Annotated in this window: 18 protein-coding genes and 1 pseudogene; 15 read left to right on the top strand and 4 right to left on the bottom strand. The window is 67.1% G+C overall.

The features are described 5' to 3' along the window. Positions 1-738 (top strand): DUF6537 domain-containing protein (locus tag ACILR9_RS09580; RefSeq protein WP_395709683.1); only part of this gene is annotated, 738 nt, incomplete at its 5' end. Between the two features lie 153 nt (positions 739-891). Here the strand turns inward: ACILR9_RS09580 and ACILR9_RS09575 are convergent. After that, positions 892-1,056: pseudogene (locus ACILR9_RS09575) on the bottom strand (DUF3734 domain-containing protein); the annotation flags it as partial. 149 nt (positions 1,057-1,205) lie between these two features. Here ACILR9_RS09575 and ACILR9_RS09570 point away from each other — a divergent pair. Further along, positions 1,206-2,393: an acyl-CoA dehydrogenase family protein gene (locus ACILR9_RS09570; RefSeq protein WP_395709682.1), complete on the top strand. Its 1,188-nt coding sequence runs from the start codon at positions 1,206-1,208 to the stop codon at positions 2,391-2,393. Positions 2,394-2,421: 28 nt separating this feature from the next. Here ACILR9_RS09570 and ACILR9_RS09565 read toward each other — a convergent pair whose 3' ends face one another. Continuing rightward, on the bottom strand, positions 2,422-2,820 hold the full coding sequence (locus ACILR9_RS09565) for a hypothetical protein (RefSeq protein WP_395709681.1): 399 nt from the start codon (positions 2,818-2,820) through the stop codon (positions 2,422-2,424). 294 nt (positions 2,821-3,114) lie between these two features. Here ACILR9_RS09565 and ACILR9_RS09560 point away from each other — a divergent pair, with 294 nt between their 5' ends. After that, positions 3,115-3,894, top strand: coding sequence for a dienelactone hydrolase family protein (locus ACILR9_RS09560; RefSeq protein ID WP_395709680.1), 780 nt, complete (start codon positions 3,115-3,117; stop codon positions 3,892-3,894). 291 nt (positions 3,895-4,185) lie between these two features. Next, positions 4,186-5,547, top strand: coding sequence for a hypothetical protein (locus ACILR9_RS09555; protein WP_395709679.1), 1,362 nt, complete (start codon positions 4,186-4,188; stop codon positions 5,545-5,547). A gap of 149 nt (positions 5,548-5,696) precedes the next feature. Here the strand turns inward: ACILR9_RS09555 and ACILR9_RS09550 are convergent, their stop codons facing one another. Then, a complete protein-coding gene (locus ACILR9_RS09550) occupies positions 5,697-6,047 on the bottom strand; it encodes a hypothetical protein (protein WP_395709678.1) in 351 nt (116 codons plus the stop codon). Beyond that, the gene (gene alaS / locus ACILR9_RS09545) at positions 6,044-8,701 is read right to left on the bottom strand and encodes an alanine--tRNA ligase (RefSeq protein WP_395709677.1); all 2,658 of its coding nucleotides are present in this window, start codon (positions 8,699-8,701) and stop codon (positions 6,044-6,046) included. The genes ACILR9_RS09550 and alaS overlap by 4 nt, the downstream gene beginning before the upstream one ends. A 66-nt stretch (positions 8,702-8,767) precedes the next feature. Here alaS and ACILR9_RS09540 point away from each other — a divergent pair, with 66 nt between their 5' ends. The 11 genes from ACILR9_RS09540 (at position 8,768) to ACILR9_RS09490 (ending at position 17,067) form a co-directional block, all read left to right on the top strand. Beyond that, positions 8,768-9,451 (top strand): YkgJ family cysteine cluster protein, encoded by a 684-nt coding sequence (locus ACILR9_RS09540; protein WP_395709676.1) that lies wholly within the window; start codon positions 8,768-8,770, stop codon positions 9,449-9,451. A 68-nt stretch (positions 9,452-9,519) separates the two neighbouring features. Beyond that, positions 9,520-9,969 carry a peptide-methionine (R)-S-oxide reductase MsrB gene (gene msrB / locus ACILR9_RS09535; RefSeq protein ID WP_395709675.1) on the top strand — a complete coding sequence of 150 codons (450 nt, stop codon included), beginning with the start codon at positions 9,520-9,522 and terminating at the stop codon, positions 9,967-9,969. Further along, the gene (gene msrA, locus ACILR9_RS09530; RefSeq protein ID WP_395709674.1) at positions 9,966-10,484 is read left to right on the top strand and encodes a peptide-methionine (S)-S-oxide reductase MsrA; all 519 of its coding nucleotides are present in this window, start codon (positions 9,966-9,968) and stop codon (positions 10,482-10,484) included. Before msrB ends, msrA begins: the two co-directional genes overlap by 4 nt. Before the next feature lie 25 nt (positions 10,485-10,509). Then, entirely contained in the window at positions 10,510-10,644 is a 135-nt protein-coding gene (locus ACILR9_RS09525) for a hypothetical protein (protein WP_395709673.1), read from the top strand. A 194-nt stretch (positions 10,645-10,838) separates the two neighbouring features. Further along, a complete protein-coding gene (locus ACILR9_RS09520; protein ID WP_395709672.1) occupies positions 10,839-11,723 on the top strand; it encodes a Bug family tripartite tricarboxylate transporter substrate binding protein in 885 nt (294 codons plus the stop codon). A 13-nt stretch (positions 11,724-11,736) separates the two neighbouring features. Continuing rightward, complete coding sequence (locus ACILR9_RS09515) at positions 11,737-12,630, top strand: TauD/TfdA dioxygenase family protein (protein ID WP_395709671.1); 894 nt, start codon at positions 11,737-11,739, stop codon at positions 12,628-12,630. A gap of 312 nt (positions 12,631-12,942) precedes the next feature. Then, positions 12,943-13,353, top strand: a complete 411-nt coding sequence (locus tag ACILR9_RS09510; RefSeq protein WP_395709670.1) for a carboxymuconolactone decarboxylase family protein — start codon at positions 12,943-12,945, stop codon at positions 13,351-13,353. Positions 13,354-13,357: 4 nt separating this feature from the next. Beyond that, a complete protein-coding gene (locus tag ACILR9_RS09505; RefSeq protein ID WP_395709669.1) occupies positions 13,358-14,290 on the top strand; it encodes an NAD(P)-dependent oxidoreductase in 933 nt (310 codons plus the stop codon). A gap of 244 nt (positions 14,291-14,534) precedes the next feature. Continuing rightward, positions 14,535-15,542, top strand: coding sequence for a Bug family tripartite tricarboxylate transporter substrate binding protein (locus tag ACILR9_RS09500; RefSeq protein WP_395709668.1), 1,008 nt, complete (start codon positions 14,535-14,537; stop codon positions 15,540-15,542). Between the two features lie 12 nt (positions 15,543-15,554). After that, entirely contained in the window at positions 15,555-16,175 is a 621-nt protein-coding gene (locus ACILR9_RS09495; protein WP_395709667.1) for a TetR/AcrR family transcriptional regulator, read from the top strand. Between the two features lie 103 nt (positions 16,176-16,278). Next, complete coding sequence (locus ACILR9_RS09490) at positions 16,279-17,067, top strand: N-acyl homoserine lactonase family protein (protein ID WP_395709666.1); 789 nt, start codon at positions 16,279-16,281, stop codon at positions 17,065-17,067. Positions 17,068-17,171: the final 104 nt, after the last annotated feature.

Here is a 17,171-nt window from a genome sequence, read left to right as displayed (position 1 = left end):
CGGGCGGCGCACGATCGCGCCGCGGTCGAGAAACTGATCGCGCCGGCCGACGACAAGGTGGTGCCGTTCGCCCGGCCGTCGAAGACGCTCGACGAGCTCGTCGCGGCACGCATCGAGCATCTGACGAAGTACCAGGACGCCGCGCTGGCCGAGCGCTACCGCGCCCTGGTCGACAAGGTGCGCGCGGCCGAGCACAAGACAGGCGAGACCGGGCTCGCCCTCGCGGCGGCCCGCAACTACGCCAAGCTGCTCGCCTACAAAGACGAGTACGAGGTGGCGCGGCTCTACTCCGACTCGGCATTCCAGGCGGCGATTAAGCGCCAGTTCGAGGGCGACTACACGATCAGGTTCCATCTCGCCCCGCCGCTGCTCGCCAGCCGCGATCCCAAGACCGGCCATCTCGTGAAGCATGCGTTCGGTCCCTGGATGATGCCGGTGTTCAAGGTCTTGGCGAAGCTCAAGGGCCTGCGCGGCACGGCGTTCGACCTGTTCGGCTACACGGCCGAGCGGCGCACCGAGCGCGCCCTGATCGGCGAGTACGAAGCCTTGGTCAATGAGCTGCTGAGGGAGCTGTCGCCGGCCAACCACCCGCTTGCCGTCAAGCTTGCCTCCCTGCCCGACGAGATCCGCGGCTACGGCCACATCAAGGATGCCAGCATCGAGAAGACCCGCCGCAGGCAGGCCGAGATGCTGCACCAATGGCGCAACGCGGAGACGCTCCGCATCGCGGCGGAGTAGTCACAGTCCTCCCCAGCTTCGCTGGGGAGGTGCCCCGTCACACGGGGCGGAGGGGTCATGAGCTTCAGGCTCGACCCTCTCCCATGACTCATGACCCCTCCGTCGCCGTATGACGGCGACACCTCCCCAAGCTTCGCTTAGGGAGGAAAATGATTACCGATCGTGATCGCGATGGACATCGTGCACGACGATGCCAGAGCCATGCTGCGGCATCACCACCCAGTCTTCGCGCCGCAGGGTGCGCTTGGTGTCCTCGTAGCAGCTTTGCCAATGCTCGCGCATCGAGGTCGCCGAGAATTCGTAGTCCTTGTGCCGCCCCATCACCTCCAGTGGCGCGATCTCTGATGATTTCACACATGACGCGCCACTGGAGTGGCGCGCCCCCGGCACAAGAGCCCTTACCCGGCCCCCGTTGACAACGCCCCCTGCCCGCGCGCCCAATTCGCGCCGGAAGTGGAGTGCGTTGCATGAACGATATTGGCGTCTCGTCCCTCCATAAGCCCGATCCGGTGGCCCGCGCCCGCGAGGTCGGGCCGGCGATCGCCGCCGTGGCCGACGAGATCGAGCGTCTGCAGGATATCCCCGAGCCCCTGATCAGCCGGCTGCACGAATCGCGCCTGTTCCGCATGCTGCTGCCGCGCTCGGTCGGCGGCGACCAGGTCGAGCCGTGGGTCTATTTCCGGGCGATCTCCGAGATCGCGCGCTACGACGGCTCGGTCGGCTGGAACATGTTCGTCGCCAACAGCTCGGCCCTGATCGCGCCCTTCATCTCACTCGAGGCGGCGCGCGAGATCTACGGCGACCCGCGCGGACTGATCTCCTGGGGACCGCCCAACCAGCATCGCGCCGTCGCCGCACCGGGCGGCTACCGCGTGACCGGCGAATGGCATTTCTCCTCCGGTTACCGCCAGGCCAACTGGATCGGCGCTCACGCGCTGGTGGTCGAGCCGGACGGCTCGCTGCGCCTCAACCGGTTCGGCCGGCCGACCGTGCGTACCATGCTGATGCCCAAGAGCCGCACCGTGCCGATCCACGACTGGAACACGCTCGGCATGCGCGGCACTGCCTCGGAAGGCTACTCCGTGAAGGACGTGTTCGTGGCCGAGGCGTTCAGCGGCACGCGCGAGGATCCGACCTTGCGCCGCGACCGTGGCCCGCTCTACGCCTTCACGACACAGGGCCTCTACGCGGTGGGCGTCGCGGCCGTGGCACTCGGCCTGGCGCGCGCCATGCTCGACGCCTTCATCGAGCTCGCGCTGGAGAAGACGCCACGCAACATGGTCCGGCTGGCCGACAGCCCGGTTATCCAGTCCGACGTTGCACGCCGCGAAGCCGATATCGGCTCGGCCCGCGCCTACATGGTCGAGATCCTGCAGGACATCTGGGAGCACGCCGACGACGTCGAGCCGATCGGCACCAGCGATCGCGCACGGCTGCGGCTCGGCTGCACCCAGGCCATCCACATGGCTGAAAAGACGACGAACTGGGTCTACAAGGCGGCCGGCACGTCGGCGATCTTCATCGGCACGCCGTTCGAGCGCCGCTACCGCGACCTGCACACGCTTTCGCAGCAGATCCAGGCCCGCGAGGCCCATTTCGAGACGGTCGGCCGCATCCTGATGAACGGCGACCCGGACGGCACCTTCCTCGGATGAAAATCGTCAGGGCCTGGGATGACGATCGTCAGGGCTGCGCCGCAGAGAGATTGACCGAACGGCAGCCATTGCCCTGCCAGCGATAGGCCTTGGTGGCGCCGTTGGCGACCGTCCATTCGACGATGCAATTCTGGCGGACCAGCGTCGGCGGGAAACCGCCGATCGGCATCAGCATGCCGCCGAAGCGCTGGTACATCGGCGCCATGCCCGGGCTGATATAGGACGTGTCCCAGCGCCATTGCAGGATGCGGGTCTCGGTGTCGAGCTGGTAGGAATTGTCGGGAATGCGCCCCATGCTGCCCAGCAGATCGCGCTCGCTCGAGCCCGCCATCTCGCGCAAGCGGAGATCGAAATCCTCGACTGTCGGGCCGGCAGTGCAAGCGGCCACCACGAACATCAGCAGAAGACTGGCGAACGGACAGCGCATGCGACACCGGGCCGCCAACGGACCAAGGCTGCGCCGCGTTGCACATGCCGGTCAAGGCCCGGCACTGTCTCAGTTTGAAATTCGGCGCCTGGATCCGGCCCGGTGACGGACAACTTCGTCGCCCTGATCGACGCGGCGGCCCCGGTTCCGAAGCCTCGCGGCCCCTACAAAAAGCGGATGGTTGTGTAACCTAGGCTACGCAACGCGCGGCCCAAGATGTTAGCATCGCGGCAAGCAACCCGGCGCTGAGGCTCTATGCGATACGCAACGCTATTGGCGAAGGCAGCACTCGCGTTGGCGTTGCCGTTCATTCTTGCGCAATGCGTGGGTCTGCAGTCCACGCGAGAGCCGCTATCCTTCGATGCCAAGTCGGTCGGCGGCCCCAATAGCGGCGCTCCTTTAGAACTGTGGCTCCCGCCGGGAACCGGTCCGTTCCCGGCAGTGCTGGTCATGCATGGCTGTGACGGCGTCATTGATCACACCCGATCTTGGGCGGGTCGCCTAGTCGGCTGGGGCTACGCCGCTGTGATCGTCGACAGTTTCGGGCCACGCGGTCAACGGAGCATCTGCGAGCGTTTCGTCATCTCGGCTACCGTGCGTGGGCAGGACGCCCACAACGTCGCAATCTATCTGCGCACCCTACCCGACATCCAAGCCGATCGGATCGGGATCGTGGGCTTCTCCCAGGGTGGCTCGACGGGCATGTGGGCCGCGATCGACGAATGCATTCCTGTCGATCGCGGCGGCCGCCCGTTTCAGGCGGCAGTCGCTTATTACCCCGCATGCTCGGGCGGGACGGTCGTGTCGCCGTTTGCTACGGACGTGCTGATTCTGATCGGCAAGGACGACACTGCCACTCCGGCCGACCTCTGCATCAAGACGATTGCGTCGAGAGCTAACCAAGCCCATCCGCCCGCCATCAAGGTCTATTCCGGTGCAGTGCACGCCTTCGACTTCAGTACCTTACCCAGGGTCTCCACTTACGGTTGGATGTTTGGCAACCATCCCGAAGCGGCGGCCGATTCGTTCGCCATGACGAAGGCTTTCCTCGATGCACGTCTCAAGGCGAAGTAGCCGAGCGAATGCCCCGTTCCACGCTCGCGAAATATTCAAGCTGAGTCAGTGCCCAAGGCCCGATACGGTCCCGTGCCGAATGTCGATCGAGCCAACACGACGGCGCGCCGGAAGCGCGCCACGGATGGACGCTGAGTTTGCCGGAAGAGTGCGTCATGCGCCGGGAGCGCGCCACTCTTGTGGCGCTCTTCTCGTCGATCACGCATCCCATGAGCGCCACAGGAGTGGCGCGCTCCCAGCTGTGAACGCTGCTCCTGCGAGCGGCCGGACTCGCTTACGCTTCGCCGTTCAATGACCCTCGAGACGCCCCTGCGCTGGCTGGCGTTCGTCGCCTGCGTGGCCCTGTTCGTGTGGGGGCCGTTCGTCTCCATGTTCGAGGCGGTCGAGCGCTACGGCTACCTGGCGGACATCATGCCGTCCGACTGGCTGGCCACCAACCTGTGGCTCGACACGACCGACTGCGCGCTGCAGCGCGGCGTCTGGCTGGCCTTGTGCGAGGACGGCAAGCTGGTGCCGTTGTCGGAGCGCGCCATCGCCGACGATCCCGGGCACGCCTTCCTGCTCGACCTGTGGTCGATGGCGATCGGTCGCCGCGCCACCCTGCCGGATGTCGCCCGCCTCAACACGCTGGTCGATGCAGCCGGCCTGGTCGGGCTGGCCGGCCTGCTGTTCGCGCTGCGCGCCTATGCGACGGCGATCGTGCTGCTGGTGCTCGGTCCGCCCGAGTATCTCGGCTGGATGGGTACCTCGCCGCATTGGAGCTTCATCGGCGTGGTGAGCCTCTGCGCGGTGCTGCCGATCGCCCTGCTCGCGCGCGACAGGGGGTTGCTGTCGCGGCGCAGCGGCACGGCCTGGATTGTGGCTGGCGTGTTGTTTCTTGCGCTGGCGACCCTGATCCGCGAATCGATCGGGCTGATGGGCTTCGTACTGAGCCTTCTCAGCGTCGGCGCACTCGCCTTCGGCCGGCCGCGCTCTGTACGGCGTGTCGCCGGGTACGCGGTGATGGGCGTGCTGGTGCTTGGCGCCTTCTCGTCGGCCAAGTGGGTGGTGATGGCGCGCGACGCCGCCTTCGACATGCAGCCGGCCACGCGGTTGGCCACGCACGGCCTCTCGCACACGCTCTATCTCGGGCTCGGCACGATCGAGAACAAGTGGGGCATCCGCTACGACGACGATTACGGCCGCGAGGTCGCCCAGCAGATCGATCCCGGCATCGTCTTCTGCTCGCCGGAATACTTCCGCGTGATGTGGCGGATGTACCTGTCGCGCTGGCTCGACGATCCGGTCGAGGTGATGCGCATCTATCTCGAGAAGGCGATCTATCTCGCCACCACGCCGACCCTGTTTCCCGGGCCGCCGTTCGGCGTCGTGCTGCTGATCGGCCTGCTCCATCTCGGTGTCGCAACGGCGCTCGGCCTGTGGCGCAAGATCGGCTTCGAGCAGGGCTTCGTGATCGAGATCGTCGCCGTGGGCTTCATCGGGCTCTTTCTCGCCCAATCGATGGCGGCGTTGTCGAGCCAGACCTACGCGATGCCGGTCAACGCCTTCGTGCTGACGCTGGCGGGGGTGATCGTGGAGTTTGTAGGGCGGGCCCTCGCCTCCCCAGCTCTGCTGGGGAGGTGGCGCCGTCATACGGCGACGGAGGGGTCATGACTCAATGCCGGGAGCGCGCCACTCCGTGGCGCTCTTCTATTCGATCGCACACCCCATGAGCGCCACGGAGTGCGCGCGCTCCCAGCCCATGACCCCTCCGTCCGCGATTACGCGGACACCTCCCCAGCGAAGCCGGGGAGGAGAAGAGGCTACAGCCCCAGGCGCTGCCAAAGGGACTTGTTGCGGGGCGCCCAGCCGCGGGCTTCCATGCAGCGGGCCGTGAGCTGGTCGACGTTCCGCTTGTAACCCTGATTGGCCATGGTGTTGTAGAGGTCCTGCTGACCGAAGCGTTCGCGCTCGCCGTCGAACACGGCGCGGCGCTGGTCTTCGATGTTGCGCTCGCTCTGCGCGACCGAGCGGACCGAGGCACGGCACTGCGCCTCGTCCTTGGCCATCTGCTCGGCGCTCTTGTTGTCTGTTGGCACAGTAGGATTCGCACAGCCGCCGGCCAGCGCCAGGCTGGCCAACGCCATCGCCGCCAAAGCGGCCCGCTGCCTCATTTCGCCTCGGCCAGCGCTGCCTCGATCGCCTGCAACGCCTGATTTGCCTTGGAGGCATCGGGGCCGCCACCCTGCGCCATGTCAGGCCGGCCGCCGCCGCCCTTGCCGCCCAGCGCCGCGACGCCAGCCTTCACCAGCTCGACGGCGCTCAGGTTCTTCGACAGATCGTCGGTGACGCCGACCACCGCCGAGGCCTTGCCGTCCTCGACGCCGATCAGGGCGACCACGCCCGAGCCGAGCTTCTTCTTGAACTCGTCGGCCATGCCTTTGAGGTCCTTGCCCGGCACGCCGTTCAGCACGCGGCCGATCAGCTTGACCCCGCCGACATCGCGCACCTCGTCGGCCGTCTGGTTGCCCGACGAGCCGCCGCCCGCCAGGGCGAGCGCCCGGCGCGCCTCGGCGAGCTCGCGCTCGACCCGGCGCTGGCCGTCGACCAGCGCCGACAGCCGCGCCGGCAGGTCCTCCGGTCGGACCTTGAGGATCGATGCCGCCTCGCCCAGCAGGCGCACCTGCTCGCGCACATGCTCCTCGGCCGCCGCGCCGGCCAGCGCCTCGATGCGGCGCACGCCGGCCGACACCGCGCCCTCGCCGATGATCTTGAACAGGCCGATATCGCCGGTGCGCAGCGCATGCGTGCCGCCGCACAGCTCGACGGAGTACTTCTTGCCGTCCTCGCCGCCCATCGACAGCACGCGCACTTCCTCGCCGTACTTCTCGCCGAACAGCGCCATGGCGCCGGCCGCGATGGCCTCCTCCGGCGTCATCAGGCGCGTCTGGACTGCCGAGTTGTGGCGGATGCGGTCGTTGACCTCGTCCTCGACCCGGCGCAGCTCCTCGAGCGAGATCGCCTTGGTGTGGCTGATGTCGAAGCGCAACCGGTCGGGCGCCACCAGCGAGCCCTTCTGGGTGACGTGCTCGCCGAGATGACGGCGCAGCGCTTCGTGCAGCAGATGGGTCGCCGAGTGATGAGCCCGCAGCTGGGCACGGCGGATCGGATCGATGGTCATGACCAGATCGTCGCCGACCTTGAGCTCTCCCTTCTCGACCGTCGCATGATGGGCATGCAGGTCACCCACGCGCTTCTGCACGTCACTGACCGCCGCCTCGCCGCCGGCGCCGCCGAGACGCCCGGTGTCGCCCTGCTGGCCACCCGATTCGGCATAGAACGGCGTCTGGTTGGTGACGATCCAGCCGGTCTGGCCGGCCTTCAGCGACGCGACCTCCGCAGCCCCGACCACGATCGCCTTGATCTGGCCCTCGGCGCGCTCGGTGTCGTAGCCCAGGAACTCGGTGGCGCCGACCTTCTGGCGGACGTCGAACCAGATCGCCTGGTCGGCGGTCTCGCCGGAGCCGGCCCACGCCGCACGCGCCTTGGCGCGCTGCTCGTCCATCGCCGTGTCGAAGCCTGCGGTGTCGACCGTGATGTCGCGCGCCCGCAGCACGTCCTGCGTGAGGTCGAGCGGGAAGCCGAACGTGTCGTAGAGCTTGAAGGCGACGTCGCCCTTCAGCACGCCGCCGGCGCCGAGGTCCTTGGTCTCGTCGTCGAGCAGCTTGAGGCCGGTGCCCAGCGTCTTCTTGAAACGCCCTTCCTCGAGCTTCAGCGTCTCGGTGATCAGCGGCTGTGCCCGCACCAGCTCGGGATAGGCATCGCCCATCTCCTTCGCCAGCACCGGGACCAGCTTGTAGACCACGGGATCGCGCGCGCCCAGGAGATGGGCGTGGCGCATGGCGCGGCGCATGATGCGGCGCAGCACGTAGCCGCGGCCCTCGTTCGAGGGCAGCACGCCGTCGGCGATCAGGAACGAGGTCGTGCGCAGATGGTCGGCGATCACCTTGTGCGAGGCCGATTGCGGCCCGTCGGGATCGACGCCGGTCTCGTGCGCCACCGCCTCGATCAGGGCGCGGAACAGGTCGATGTCGTAGTTGTTGTGCTTGCCCTGCAAGACGGCGGCGATGCGCTCCAGCCCCATGCCGGTGTCAATCGACGGCTTGGGCAGGTTGACGCGCTCTTCCCTGGTCACCTGCTCGAACTGCATGAAGACCAGGTTCCAGATCTCGATGAACCGGTCGCCGTCCTGGTCGGGGCTGCCCGGCGGGCCGCCCGGGATGTGATCGCCGTGATCATAGAAGATCTCCGAGCAGGGACCGCAGGGGCCGGTGTCGCCCATCGCCCAGAAATTGTCCGAGGTCGGGATGCGGATGATCTTGCCGTCGGACAGGCCGGAGATCTTCTTCCAGTAGCCGGCCGCCTCGTCGTCGGTGTGAAACACCGTGACCAGCAGCTTTTCGCGCGGCAGGCCGAAATCCCTGGTCAGCAGGTTCCAGGCAAGCTCGATCGCGCGCTCCTTGAAGTAGTCGCCGAACGAGAAGTTGCCCAGCATCTCGAAGAAGGTGTGATGGCGCGCCGTGTAGCCGACATTCTCGAGGTCGTTGTGCTTGCCGCCGGCGCGCACGCATTTCTGCGAGGTCGCGGCACGGCTATAGGACCGCGGCTCGAGACCGGTGAAGACGTTCTTGAACTGCACCATGCCGGCGTTGGTGAACATCAGCGTCGGGTCGTTGCGCGGCACGAGCGGGCTCGAGGCCACGACCTCGTGGCCGTTGCTGCGGAAATACTCTAGGAAGGTGCGGCGGATTTCGCTGACGCTTTGCATGCCGGCCTTGTAGCGTGCGCGCGACGGTTTCGTCCAGAACGGGGACCCCGACAGAATATGGCCGAAATGGCCCATTCCACTGCCACTTTGCGCCTCACCGTGGGCGATCTGCGCATCGTCCACCCGATCACCGTGCCGAGCGGTCCGGTCGAGGCGGCCGAGGTCGTGCCCACCCTGCAGGGCCTGGTGAACGCGGTGGTCGGCGCGGCCGCGGCGGGCAAGACCGTGTCCTGCCGCAAGGGCTGCGGCGCCTGCTGTCGGCAGCTGGTGCCGGTGTCGCGTAGCGAGGGCGAGCGCCTGCTGCGCATTGTCGAGGCCATGCCCGAGGAGCGACGCGAGGCACTCCAGGTGCGCTTCGCCGCCGCCGAGGCGGTGATCGAGGCCGCCGGCCTCGGCCAGCGCGAGGGTCGCAACGACCGCGAGCTCTCGGCCGCCTATTTCGCTCTTGGCGTCCCCTGCCCCTTCCTAGAGGACGAAAGCTGCTCGATTCATCTCGAGCGACCGCTGATTTGCCGCGAGTATCTCGTCACCTCGCCGGCCGAGCTGTGCGCCGGCCCGGCCCAGGAAGGGGTGACCCCCCTGCCTGTCCCAAAGGTTTCGCTGGCGGCGCGCGGCCTGCAGGACGACGCCGACGACTGGTTCCCGCTCGCCCTGCTGATGGCTTGGCGCCGCACCCGGCCGCGCAAGACCGCGCGGCACCCGGGGCCGGAATGGATGCAGCGGTTTTTGCGTCAGCTCGGCCGCAAATAAGCATGGCTGGCGAAGAAGCCGGTTTCGCCTATATGCACTCCGGTGGCAGACTGGCTGCAGGAGGAATGATGCAGACCTATCGGAAAACTCCCGAAGCGCTCGCAAAGCTCTCGCGTGAACAGTTCCGCGTCACCCAGCAGAGCGGCACCGAGTACCCCGGCACGGGCGAATACCTGCACAACAAGGAGCCCGGCATCTATGTCGATATCGTATCGGGCGAGCCGCTCTTCGCCTCCGCCGACAAGTATGAATCAGGCTGCGGCTGGCCCTCCTTCACCAAGCCGATCGAGCCAGCCAACGTCAAGGAGCTGCACGACGCCACGCACGGCATGATCCGCACCGAGGTGCGCTCCAGGCACGGCGACAGCCATCTCGGCCATGTCTTCGAGGACGGGCCGATCGATCGCGGCGGCCTGCGCTATTGCATCAACTCGGCCTCGCTCCGCTTCGTCCACCGCGACGACATGGAGAAGGAAGGCTACGGCGCCTATCTCGACCAGGTGGAGGACGTACGATGAGCAACGAACGTGCAGTGCTGGCCGGCGGCTGCTTCTGGGGCATGCAGGACCTGATCCGCAAGCTTCCCGGCGTAATCTCGACCCGCGTCGGCTACACCGGCGGCGACGTCAGGAACGCGACCTACCGCAACCACGGAACCCATGCCGAGGGCATCGAGATCATTTTCGACCCGGGCAAGATGAGCTTCCGCCAGCTGCTCGAGTTCTTCTTCCAGATTCATGATCCGACGACGATGAACCGCCAGGGCAACGACTGGGGCACCAGCTACCGCTCGGGCATCTACTACACCAGCCCCGAGCAGAAGCAGGTCGCCGAGGACACCATCGCCGACGTGAACGAATCGGGCCTGTGGCCCGGCAAGGTCGTCACCGAGCTCGCCCCCGCCGGCGATTTCTGGCAGGCCGAGCCCGAGCACCAGGATTACCTTGAGCGCTATCCCAACGGCTACACTTGCCACTTCATCAGGCCCGGCTGGAAGCTGCCCAGGCGGGCGAAGGCGATGCAGCAGGCGTAGACCCATCATTTGGTGAAGGCGGCTGATGGCCGAGGTGCCCGCCCTCACGGATGGCGAGCGGCAGGCAGCAGCCACGTGGTTCAAGGAAGGTCATCCAGCGAGGCCGATCATCGCCACTGCCTTCGGTAGCCGTTTGCCCGGCAAGCGGAAACAGGCTTGAGCCGCGCGTCGGGCGGCCTTGCAAGCAAGGCAGTGCTCGCCCCATGCGTCCCTGTTCTAAACAAGACGGCACAGGGAGGAAGAATGACGAGATCAATCAGCCGGCGCCCCGTGCTCGTGGGCGCTCTGGCAGCAGGGGCGACATCGCTTGGAGGCCAAAGGCTGCGAGCCGAGGACGCGTGGCCGACGCGGCCAGTGCGCCTGGTTGTCCCCTATTCACCGGGCGGTGCACTCGATGCGCTTGCCCGCATCATGGCCGGCAAGATGTCCGAGATCCTGGGCCAGCAGGTCGTGGTCGAGAACAAGCCGGGCGCGGCCGGCAACATCGGCAGCGCCGCGGTCGCCCAGGCAGCGCCTGACGGCTACACGCTGCTGTGCTCCGCCGCCGGCAGCTTCTCGATCAACCAGTTCCTTTATGCCGAGATGCCTTATGTCGCCGCGCGCGACCTCGTCGGCGCGTTCGTGATGGGTCGCACCTCGCACGTCGTGATCGCCAACAAGGATCTGCCGGTGCGCTCGCTGAAGGAACTGGCGCAATACGCGCGCGACAATCCCAGCCGCATGAACTACGGCTCGGCCGGCGTCGGCACGATCGGGCAGATCGGCTTCGAGGCGATCAAGCGTGGCCTGGGGTTCAGCGCCGAGCACATCGTCTATCGCGGTAGCGGCGACGTGCTGATGGCGCTGATGGCGGGCCAGGTGCAGGCGGCGATGGACGTTCTGCCGGTCTACCTTCCGCGCATCCGCGACGGCTCGGTGCGCGCGCTGGCGGTCGGGACGGCCGAACGCTCGCCCCTCCTGCCCGAGGTGCCGACTGTCGCCGAGGCGTCCGACCTCGCGGACTTTTCCGTCTTCACCTGGTGGGCGGTCGGGGCGCCGGCGGCAACACCCAGGAATGTCGTGGCGAAGATCAACGTCGCTGGCGTACAGGCGCTTGCCGCACCGGATGTGAAGGAGAAGTTCGCTGCTCAGGGTGCTGACCCGGTCGGCGGCTCGGTCGACGAGACCATCGCCTTTCTCGCTGCCGAGACGGCAAAGTGGCGCCGCTTCATCGAGCAGGCCGGCATAAAGCCGCAATGATCCGGCGATCGCCATGACCGACGCGACAAGCCTCTTCCTGACCCCGAGATCCGCCGACTTCGTCGCCGAGGCAAACGGGGTCGATTTGCGCCAGCCGCTCCCGCCAAGCGTCGCCGCGGCGATCGAGGCAGCGATGGACCGCTACGCAGTCCTGATCTTTCCCGGCCAGCTGCTCGGCGACGCCCAGCAGGTCGCCTTCGCACGGAACTTCGGGCCACTGGAAGACGATCCCACGCAGGTCGCCCTCGATCAGCGCCGCCTCACCAATCCCGACATGACCGACGTGTCGAATCTGGACGCCCAGGGGCGCATCATGCAGGTCGACAACCGGCGCCGCCTCGCGAACCTCGGCAATCGGCTGTGGCACAGCGATTCGAGCTTCAAGCGGACGCCGGCCAAGTACTCGTTCCTGCATTGCCGCATCGCTGCCCCGGAGGGCGGTGAGACCGAGTTCGCCGACATGCGCGCGGCCTGGGACGCCCTGCCCGAGAAGACCAAGGCCAAGGTGCGTGACCTCGTGTGCGAGCACAGCCTGCTGTTCTCCCGGCGCCAGCTGGGTTTCACTGACTTCACGGACACCGAGCGCGAGAAGCACAAGCCGGTGCGCCAGCGCCTGGTACGCCGCCATGCCGGCTCGGGTCGCCTGGTGCTCTATCTCAGCGCCCATATCGGCGCCATCGTCGACTGGCCGGTCCCCGAGGCACTCGCCCTGCTTCGCGACCTTGGCGAGCACGCCACCCAGCGCGAGTTCGTCTACCGCCATCATTGGCGGCAGAACGACCTTATCATCTGGGACAACCGCGCCACCATGCATCGCGTGCGTGCGTTCGACGATCTCGAGCATCCGCGCGATATGCGGCGCGTCACTTTGAAGGACAGCGCACCGACCCTCGAGCAGGCGGCGTAGCAGCGCCCCCTCAGCCTACGGCATGCCCGGCCGAAACAGCCTACGCCGGTGGATAATGTTGCCGGCGACCATGAAGGCGCCGTCGCAAGAGCATGGCTGAGATGCCAGGAGCGCTGTTGAAACGCTACGTAGCGTAGGGTTAGCGTCCTTTCCCAAGCGCTGGCTCGAACCGGCGGTCTCGGGAGGAGACACGAACAGTCGGGATGTGCGGCCCGCAACCGCCGCTCCGCGTCGCACCGTTACGGGCACCTTCTCCTGGCCTCCTTCGCGTCTCGCGCCTGCCATCGAGCTTCAGCAGGAAAGGACAGTGCCTTGACCAAATACAGCTTCGACGAGAACGAGGGCTTCAAGAAGGGCAAAGAGGTGTGGTTCGAGATGCGCGGACCCAAGGTCGCCGAGGCGGCGATGGAGCAGGCCGCCCAGCACGAGATGACGCGCGACCTGCGCCAGTACCTGTTCGAGCACTGCTTCGCCGCGGTGTGGGCGCGACCCGGCCTGGAGCGGGCGACGCGCAGCATCATCACCATCTCGGTGCTGACCGCGCTCGGCCGCACCGAGGAGCTGAAGTCGCACATCCGCATGGGCATCAACAACGGGCTCACGCGCGAGGAGCTGAAGGAGATCTTCCTGCATGTCGGCATCTATGCCGGCGTGCCGACCGCCGTCGCCGCCGTGCGCGCAGCGATGGAGGAGTTCACCGCGCTCGACAAGGCCAAGGGGTAAGACCATGAAGATCGGATTCATCGGACTCGGCACCATGGGGGCCTTCATGGCCGCCAACCTGCAGAAGTCCCAGTACAAGCTCGTCGTGCACGACATCCGGCGAGAGTCGGCCAAGGCGCATCTCGAGCGCGGTGCCGACTGGGCCGATTCGCCCAAGGCAGTCGCCGAGCAGTGCGACGTGATCTTCACCAGCCTGCCCGGCCCGCCCGACGTCGAGAAGGTGGTGTTCGGCAAGGACGGGCTGCTCGAGGGCATCAGCGCCGGCAAGGCCTATTTCGATCTCTCGACCAACAGCCAGGCGATGATGCGGCGGGTCAACGCCGCGCTCGCCGAGAAGGGTGCGTTCGGGTTCGACGCGCCGGTGTCGGGCGGCCCCAAGGGCGCCGAGACCGGGAAGCTCGCGATCTGGGTGGGCGGCGACAAGGCGGTCTACGACAAGCACAAGAAGGTGCTCGACGCGATCGGCGACCAGGCCGCCTATATCGGCCCGATCGGCAGCTCGACGGTCGCCAAGCTGGTCCACAACATGGCGGGCTACGCCATCCAGACGGCGCTGGCCGAGGTCTTCACCATGGGCGTGAAGGCCGGCATGGAGCCGCTGGCACTGTGGAAGGCGGTGCGCCAGGGCGCGATGGGTCGCCGCCGCACCTTCGATCGCATGCAGCTGCAGTTCCTGATCGACAAGTACTCGCCGCCCGACTTTGCGCTCAAGCTCGCGCACAAGGACGTCTCGCTGGCGGTCGGGCTCGGCCGCGAGCTCGGCGTGCCGATGCGGCTCTGCAACCTCGTGCTCGAGGAAATGAACGAGGCGCGCAATCGCGGCTGGGACGATCTCGACAGCCGTTCGCCCATGAAGCTCCAGGTCGAGCGCGCCGGCGTGAAGATCAAAGTCGATCCGGCCGCGGTCGACGAGGTGATGGCGGCGGACAAGGGGTGATCAGTGTTCTTCTCCTCCCCAGCTTCGCTGGGGAGGTGTCGCGTCATACGCGACGGAGGCGTCGTGAGTCATAAGAGAGGGTTGAGCCTGGGGCTCATGACCCCTCTGTCGCCCTATGAGGGCGACACCTCCCCAGCTTCGCTGGGGAGACCCCCAGCACGCCGGCGCGCACCACGATGCTGAGAAAATCGGGGCGGTGCCCGCCCCGATTTTCATAGGAGGAGAGTTTGAGGAGTGACGCGAAATGTCGAGACTTGTTGTGCACACCAGTCGGCGCACCGTCCTGCTGGGCGCTCTCGCAGCGCCGGCAGTGCTGCGCTCGGCCTGGGGCCAGGGCTTTCCGATGCGGCCGATCCGGCTCGTCGTGCCGTTTCCGCCGGCGGGCGCGGCCGACATCACGGCGCGGCTGGTCGGCGAGCGTGTGGCCAGCCTGCTGGGCCAGAGCGTCGTCGTCGACAACAAGCCGGGCGCCGGCGGCAACATCGCGGCCGAGTTCGTCGGGCGCGCGGCGCCGGACGGCTACATGCTGTTCCTCGGCGGCGCGACCATCTTCTGCGCCAACAAGTTCCTCTACGGCGGCAGCATTCCGTTCGATCCCGTCAAGGACTTTACCCATCTGACGCGGGTGTCGATCGGCACCACCGTCCTGGTCGTCAACGCCAGGGAGCCGTGGCAGACCTTCGCGGAGCTCGTCGCCTATGCCAAGGCCAACCCCGGCAAGATCGTCATGGCGTCGTCCGGGCAGGGCACGATCAGCCATCTCACGCTCGCCAAGCTGATGCACTCGGCCGGGATTCAAATCACCCATGTGCCCTATCGCGGCCTGGCGCCGGGCCTGAACGACCTGTTGGCCGGTCAGGTCAACATGATGTTCGACGGCATCCCGGCGCTGATCCCGCAGGTGCGCGAAGGCAAGCTGCGCGCTCTGGCCGTCGGCAGCGCCAGGCGCGTCGACTACGTGCCCGGCCTCGAGTCCGTCCCGGGCATGACCGAGCTGCTGCCGGGCTCGGGCATGGACATGGAATTCTGGTACTCGATCGACGGGCCCGCGGGGCTCCCGGCCGAGATCGCAAATCGCCTGCATGCCGCGGTGGCCCAGGCCGTCAGGCAGCCCGACTGCGGTGAGAAGCTGCGGCCGCTCGGCTTCACCCCGATCACCGACCCCTCGCCCGCCGAGTTCACTGCCTGCATCGAAGCGCAGATCCCGCTCTGGCAGGAGCTGGTCCGCGTCTCGGGCGCGCGCATCGAGTAGCGGCAGCGCTCCATGCGGACCGAGGCGGCAGAGTCGGGAGGAGTCGCGCGACGCGGGCGGCCGCGCAGCGTCGAGGCGCAGGAGAAGATCCTGGCGGCAACGGCCGAGCTGTTGTCGGAAGGCGGCCTGCCGGCCGTCACGATGGAAGCCGTCGCCGCGCGCGCCGGCGTTGCGAAAACCACGCTCTATCGCTGGTGGCCCAACCGGGCCGCGCTGGCGCTCGACTGCGTCGCCGCCCGCATGGCGCCGATCGCCGACGGACCGCGCGGCGGCCGCTTCCGCGACCGCTTCCGGCGCCAGCTTTCGGCAACACTTCGCTTGCTCAATGGCAAGCAGGGCCAGGCGATCCTGGCCCTGATCGGCGCCAAGCAGATCGACCCCTCGCTCGGCCGCGCCTACACCGAGCAGATAGCCCAGCCGCGGCGTGCCCAGACACGGCGCCTCGCCCGCCAGGCAATCGAGGCCGGCGAGCTCTCGCCCAGCACCGATCCCGACCTCTTCCTCGATGCTCTGTACGGGCCGCTCTACTACCGCAAGGTGGTGTCGGGTGATCCCATCACCGACGCCTTCATCGACCAGATCGTCGATGCCGCGTTCCGCGCCTTCGCCCCGCCGCGGCGGACCATTCGATGACTTCATCTCCGTCCGGACCGCGAGCGTGCCGCTCTCTCATCATCATGAGCGAGCGAGACGCCCGCGGTCCGGAAGAACACGAACATCCTTACCAAGGACAACCATGACTCCCTACGAAGTCTACGCCATCAAGTACGCTACCCGCCCGGCGACACGCAGCGCCCACTTCATCGGCGGCGATCCGCATGACGGGCCGATGCCGATGGACTACTTCGTCTGGCTGGTGTGCAACGCCGAGCGCTGCTTCGTCGTCGACACCGGCTTCAGCGAAGCCGTCGCCCGGCAGCGCAAGCGCACCTTCCTGCGCACGCCGCGCGAGGGCCTGGCCCTGCTCGGCGTCGATGCCGCCACGGTTGAGGACGTCATCATCACCCACATGCACTACGACCATGTCGGCACGTTCTTCGACTTCCCGGCAGCCCGGTTCCATCTCCAGGACAGCGAGATGAGCTATGCCACCGGTCGCTACATGCGCCACGGCCGCTTCAACCACGGCTACGAGGTCGACGATGTCGTCGGCATGGTGAAGCTGGTGTTCAAGAACCGCGTGAGCTTCCACCTCGGAACGGCCGAGCTCGCGCCGGGCATCAGCGTGCATCACATCGGTGGCCACACCGCCGGCCTGCAATCCGTGCGCGTGGCGACCGCGCGCGGTTGGCTCGTGCTCGCCTCCGACTGCAGTCACTACTATGAGCACATGGAGAAGGGTCGCGTCTTTCCTACCGCCTTCCACATCGGCGACATGGTCGAAGGCTACGACAAGCTGCGCGCGCTGGCCGAGTCGCCCCAGCACATCATCCCAGGGCATGATCCGCTCGTGATGGAACGCTATCCGGCACCTGATAAGGATCTTGAGGGAATTGTCGCCAGGCTCGACGTCGTGCCGCGCTAACCAGCCGGGTATTGCGACCTTGGCATTGCACGGGAGGAAGACTAGATCGGTCAATCTGACCAGCTAGTACCCGTGCACAAGGTCTAATCGACGACACGGCAGCG

The sequence above is a fragment of the Reyranella sp. genome (genome assembly GCF_044224635.1).
GTDB lineage: Bacteria > Pseudomonadota > Alphaproteobacteria > Reyranellales > Reyranellaceae > Reyranella.
This window is presented reverse-complemented; position numbering and strand designations above follow the sequence as displayed.

Bases quoted from the DNA above. Each gene is read 5' to 3' on its own strand.
- ACILR9_RS09570 (WP_395709682.1), top strand. From the start codon at position 1,206: ATGAACGATATTGGCGTCTCGTCCCTCCATAAGCCCGATCCGGTGGCC.
- ACILR9_RS09565 (WP_395709681.1), bottom strand. From the start codon at position 2,820: ATGCGCTGTCCGTTCGCCAGTCTTCTGCTGATGTTCGTGGTGGCCGCT.
- ACILR9_RS09555 (WP_395709679.1), top strand. From the start codon at position 4,186: ATGACCCTCGAGACGCCCCTGCGCTGGCTGGCGTTCGTCGCCTGCGTG.
- ACILR9_RS09550 (WP_395709678.1), bottom strand. From the start codon at position 6,047: ATGAGGCAGCGGGCCGCTTTGGCGGCGATGGCGTTGGCCAGCCTGGCG.
- alaS (WP_395709677.1), bottom strand. From the start codon at position 8,701: ATGCAAAGCGTCAGCGAAATCCGCCGCACCTTCCTAGAGTATTTCCGC.
- ACILR9_RS09540 (WP_395709676.1), top strand. From the start codon at position 8,768: ATGGCCCATTCCACTGCCACTTTGCGCCTCACCGTGGGCGATCTGCGC.
- msrB (WP_395709675.1), top strand. From the start codon at position 9,520: ATGCAGACCTATCGGAAAACTCCCGAAGCGCTCGCAAAGCTCTCGCGT.
- msrA (WP_395709674.1), top strand. From the start codon at position 9,966: ATGAGCAACGAACGTGCAGTGCTGGCCGGCGGCTGCTTCTGGGGCATG.
- ACILR9_RS09525 (WP_395709673.1), top strand. From the start codon at position 10,510: ATGGCCGAGGTGCCCGCCCTCACGGATGGCGAGCGGCAGGCAGCAGCC.
- ACILR9_RS09515 (WP_395709671.1), top strand. From the start codon at position 11,737: ATGACCGACGCGACAAGCCTCTTCCTGACCCCGAGATCCGCCGACTTC.
- ACILR9_RS09505 (WP_395709669.1), top strand. From the start codon at position 13,358: ATGAAGATCGGATTCATCGGACTCGGCACCATGGGGGCCTTCATGGCC.
- ACILR9_RS09500 (WP_395709668.1), top strand. From the start codon at position 14,535: ATGTCGAGACTTGTTGTGCACACCAGTCGGCGCACCGTCCTGCTGGGC.
- ACILR9_RS09495 (WP_395709667.1), top strand. From the start codon at position 15,555: ATGCGGACCGAGGCGGCAGAGTCGGGAGGAGTCGCGCGACGCGGGCGG.
- ACILR9_RS09490 (WP_395709666.1), top strand. From the start codon at position 16,279: ATGACTCCCTACGAAGTCTACGCCATCAAGTACGCTACCCGCCCGGCG.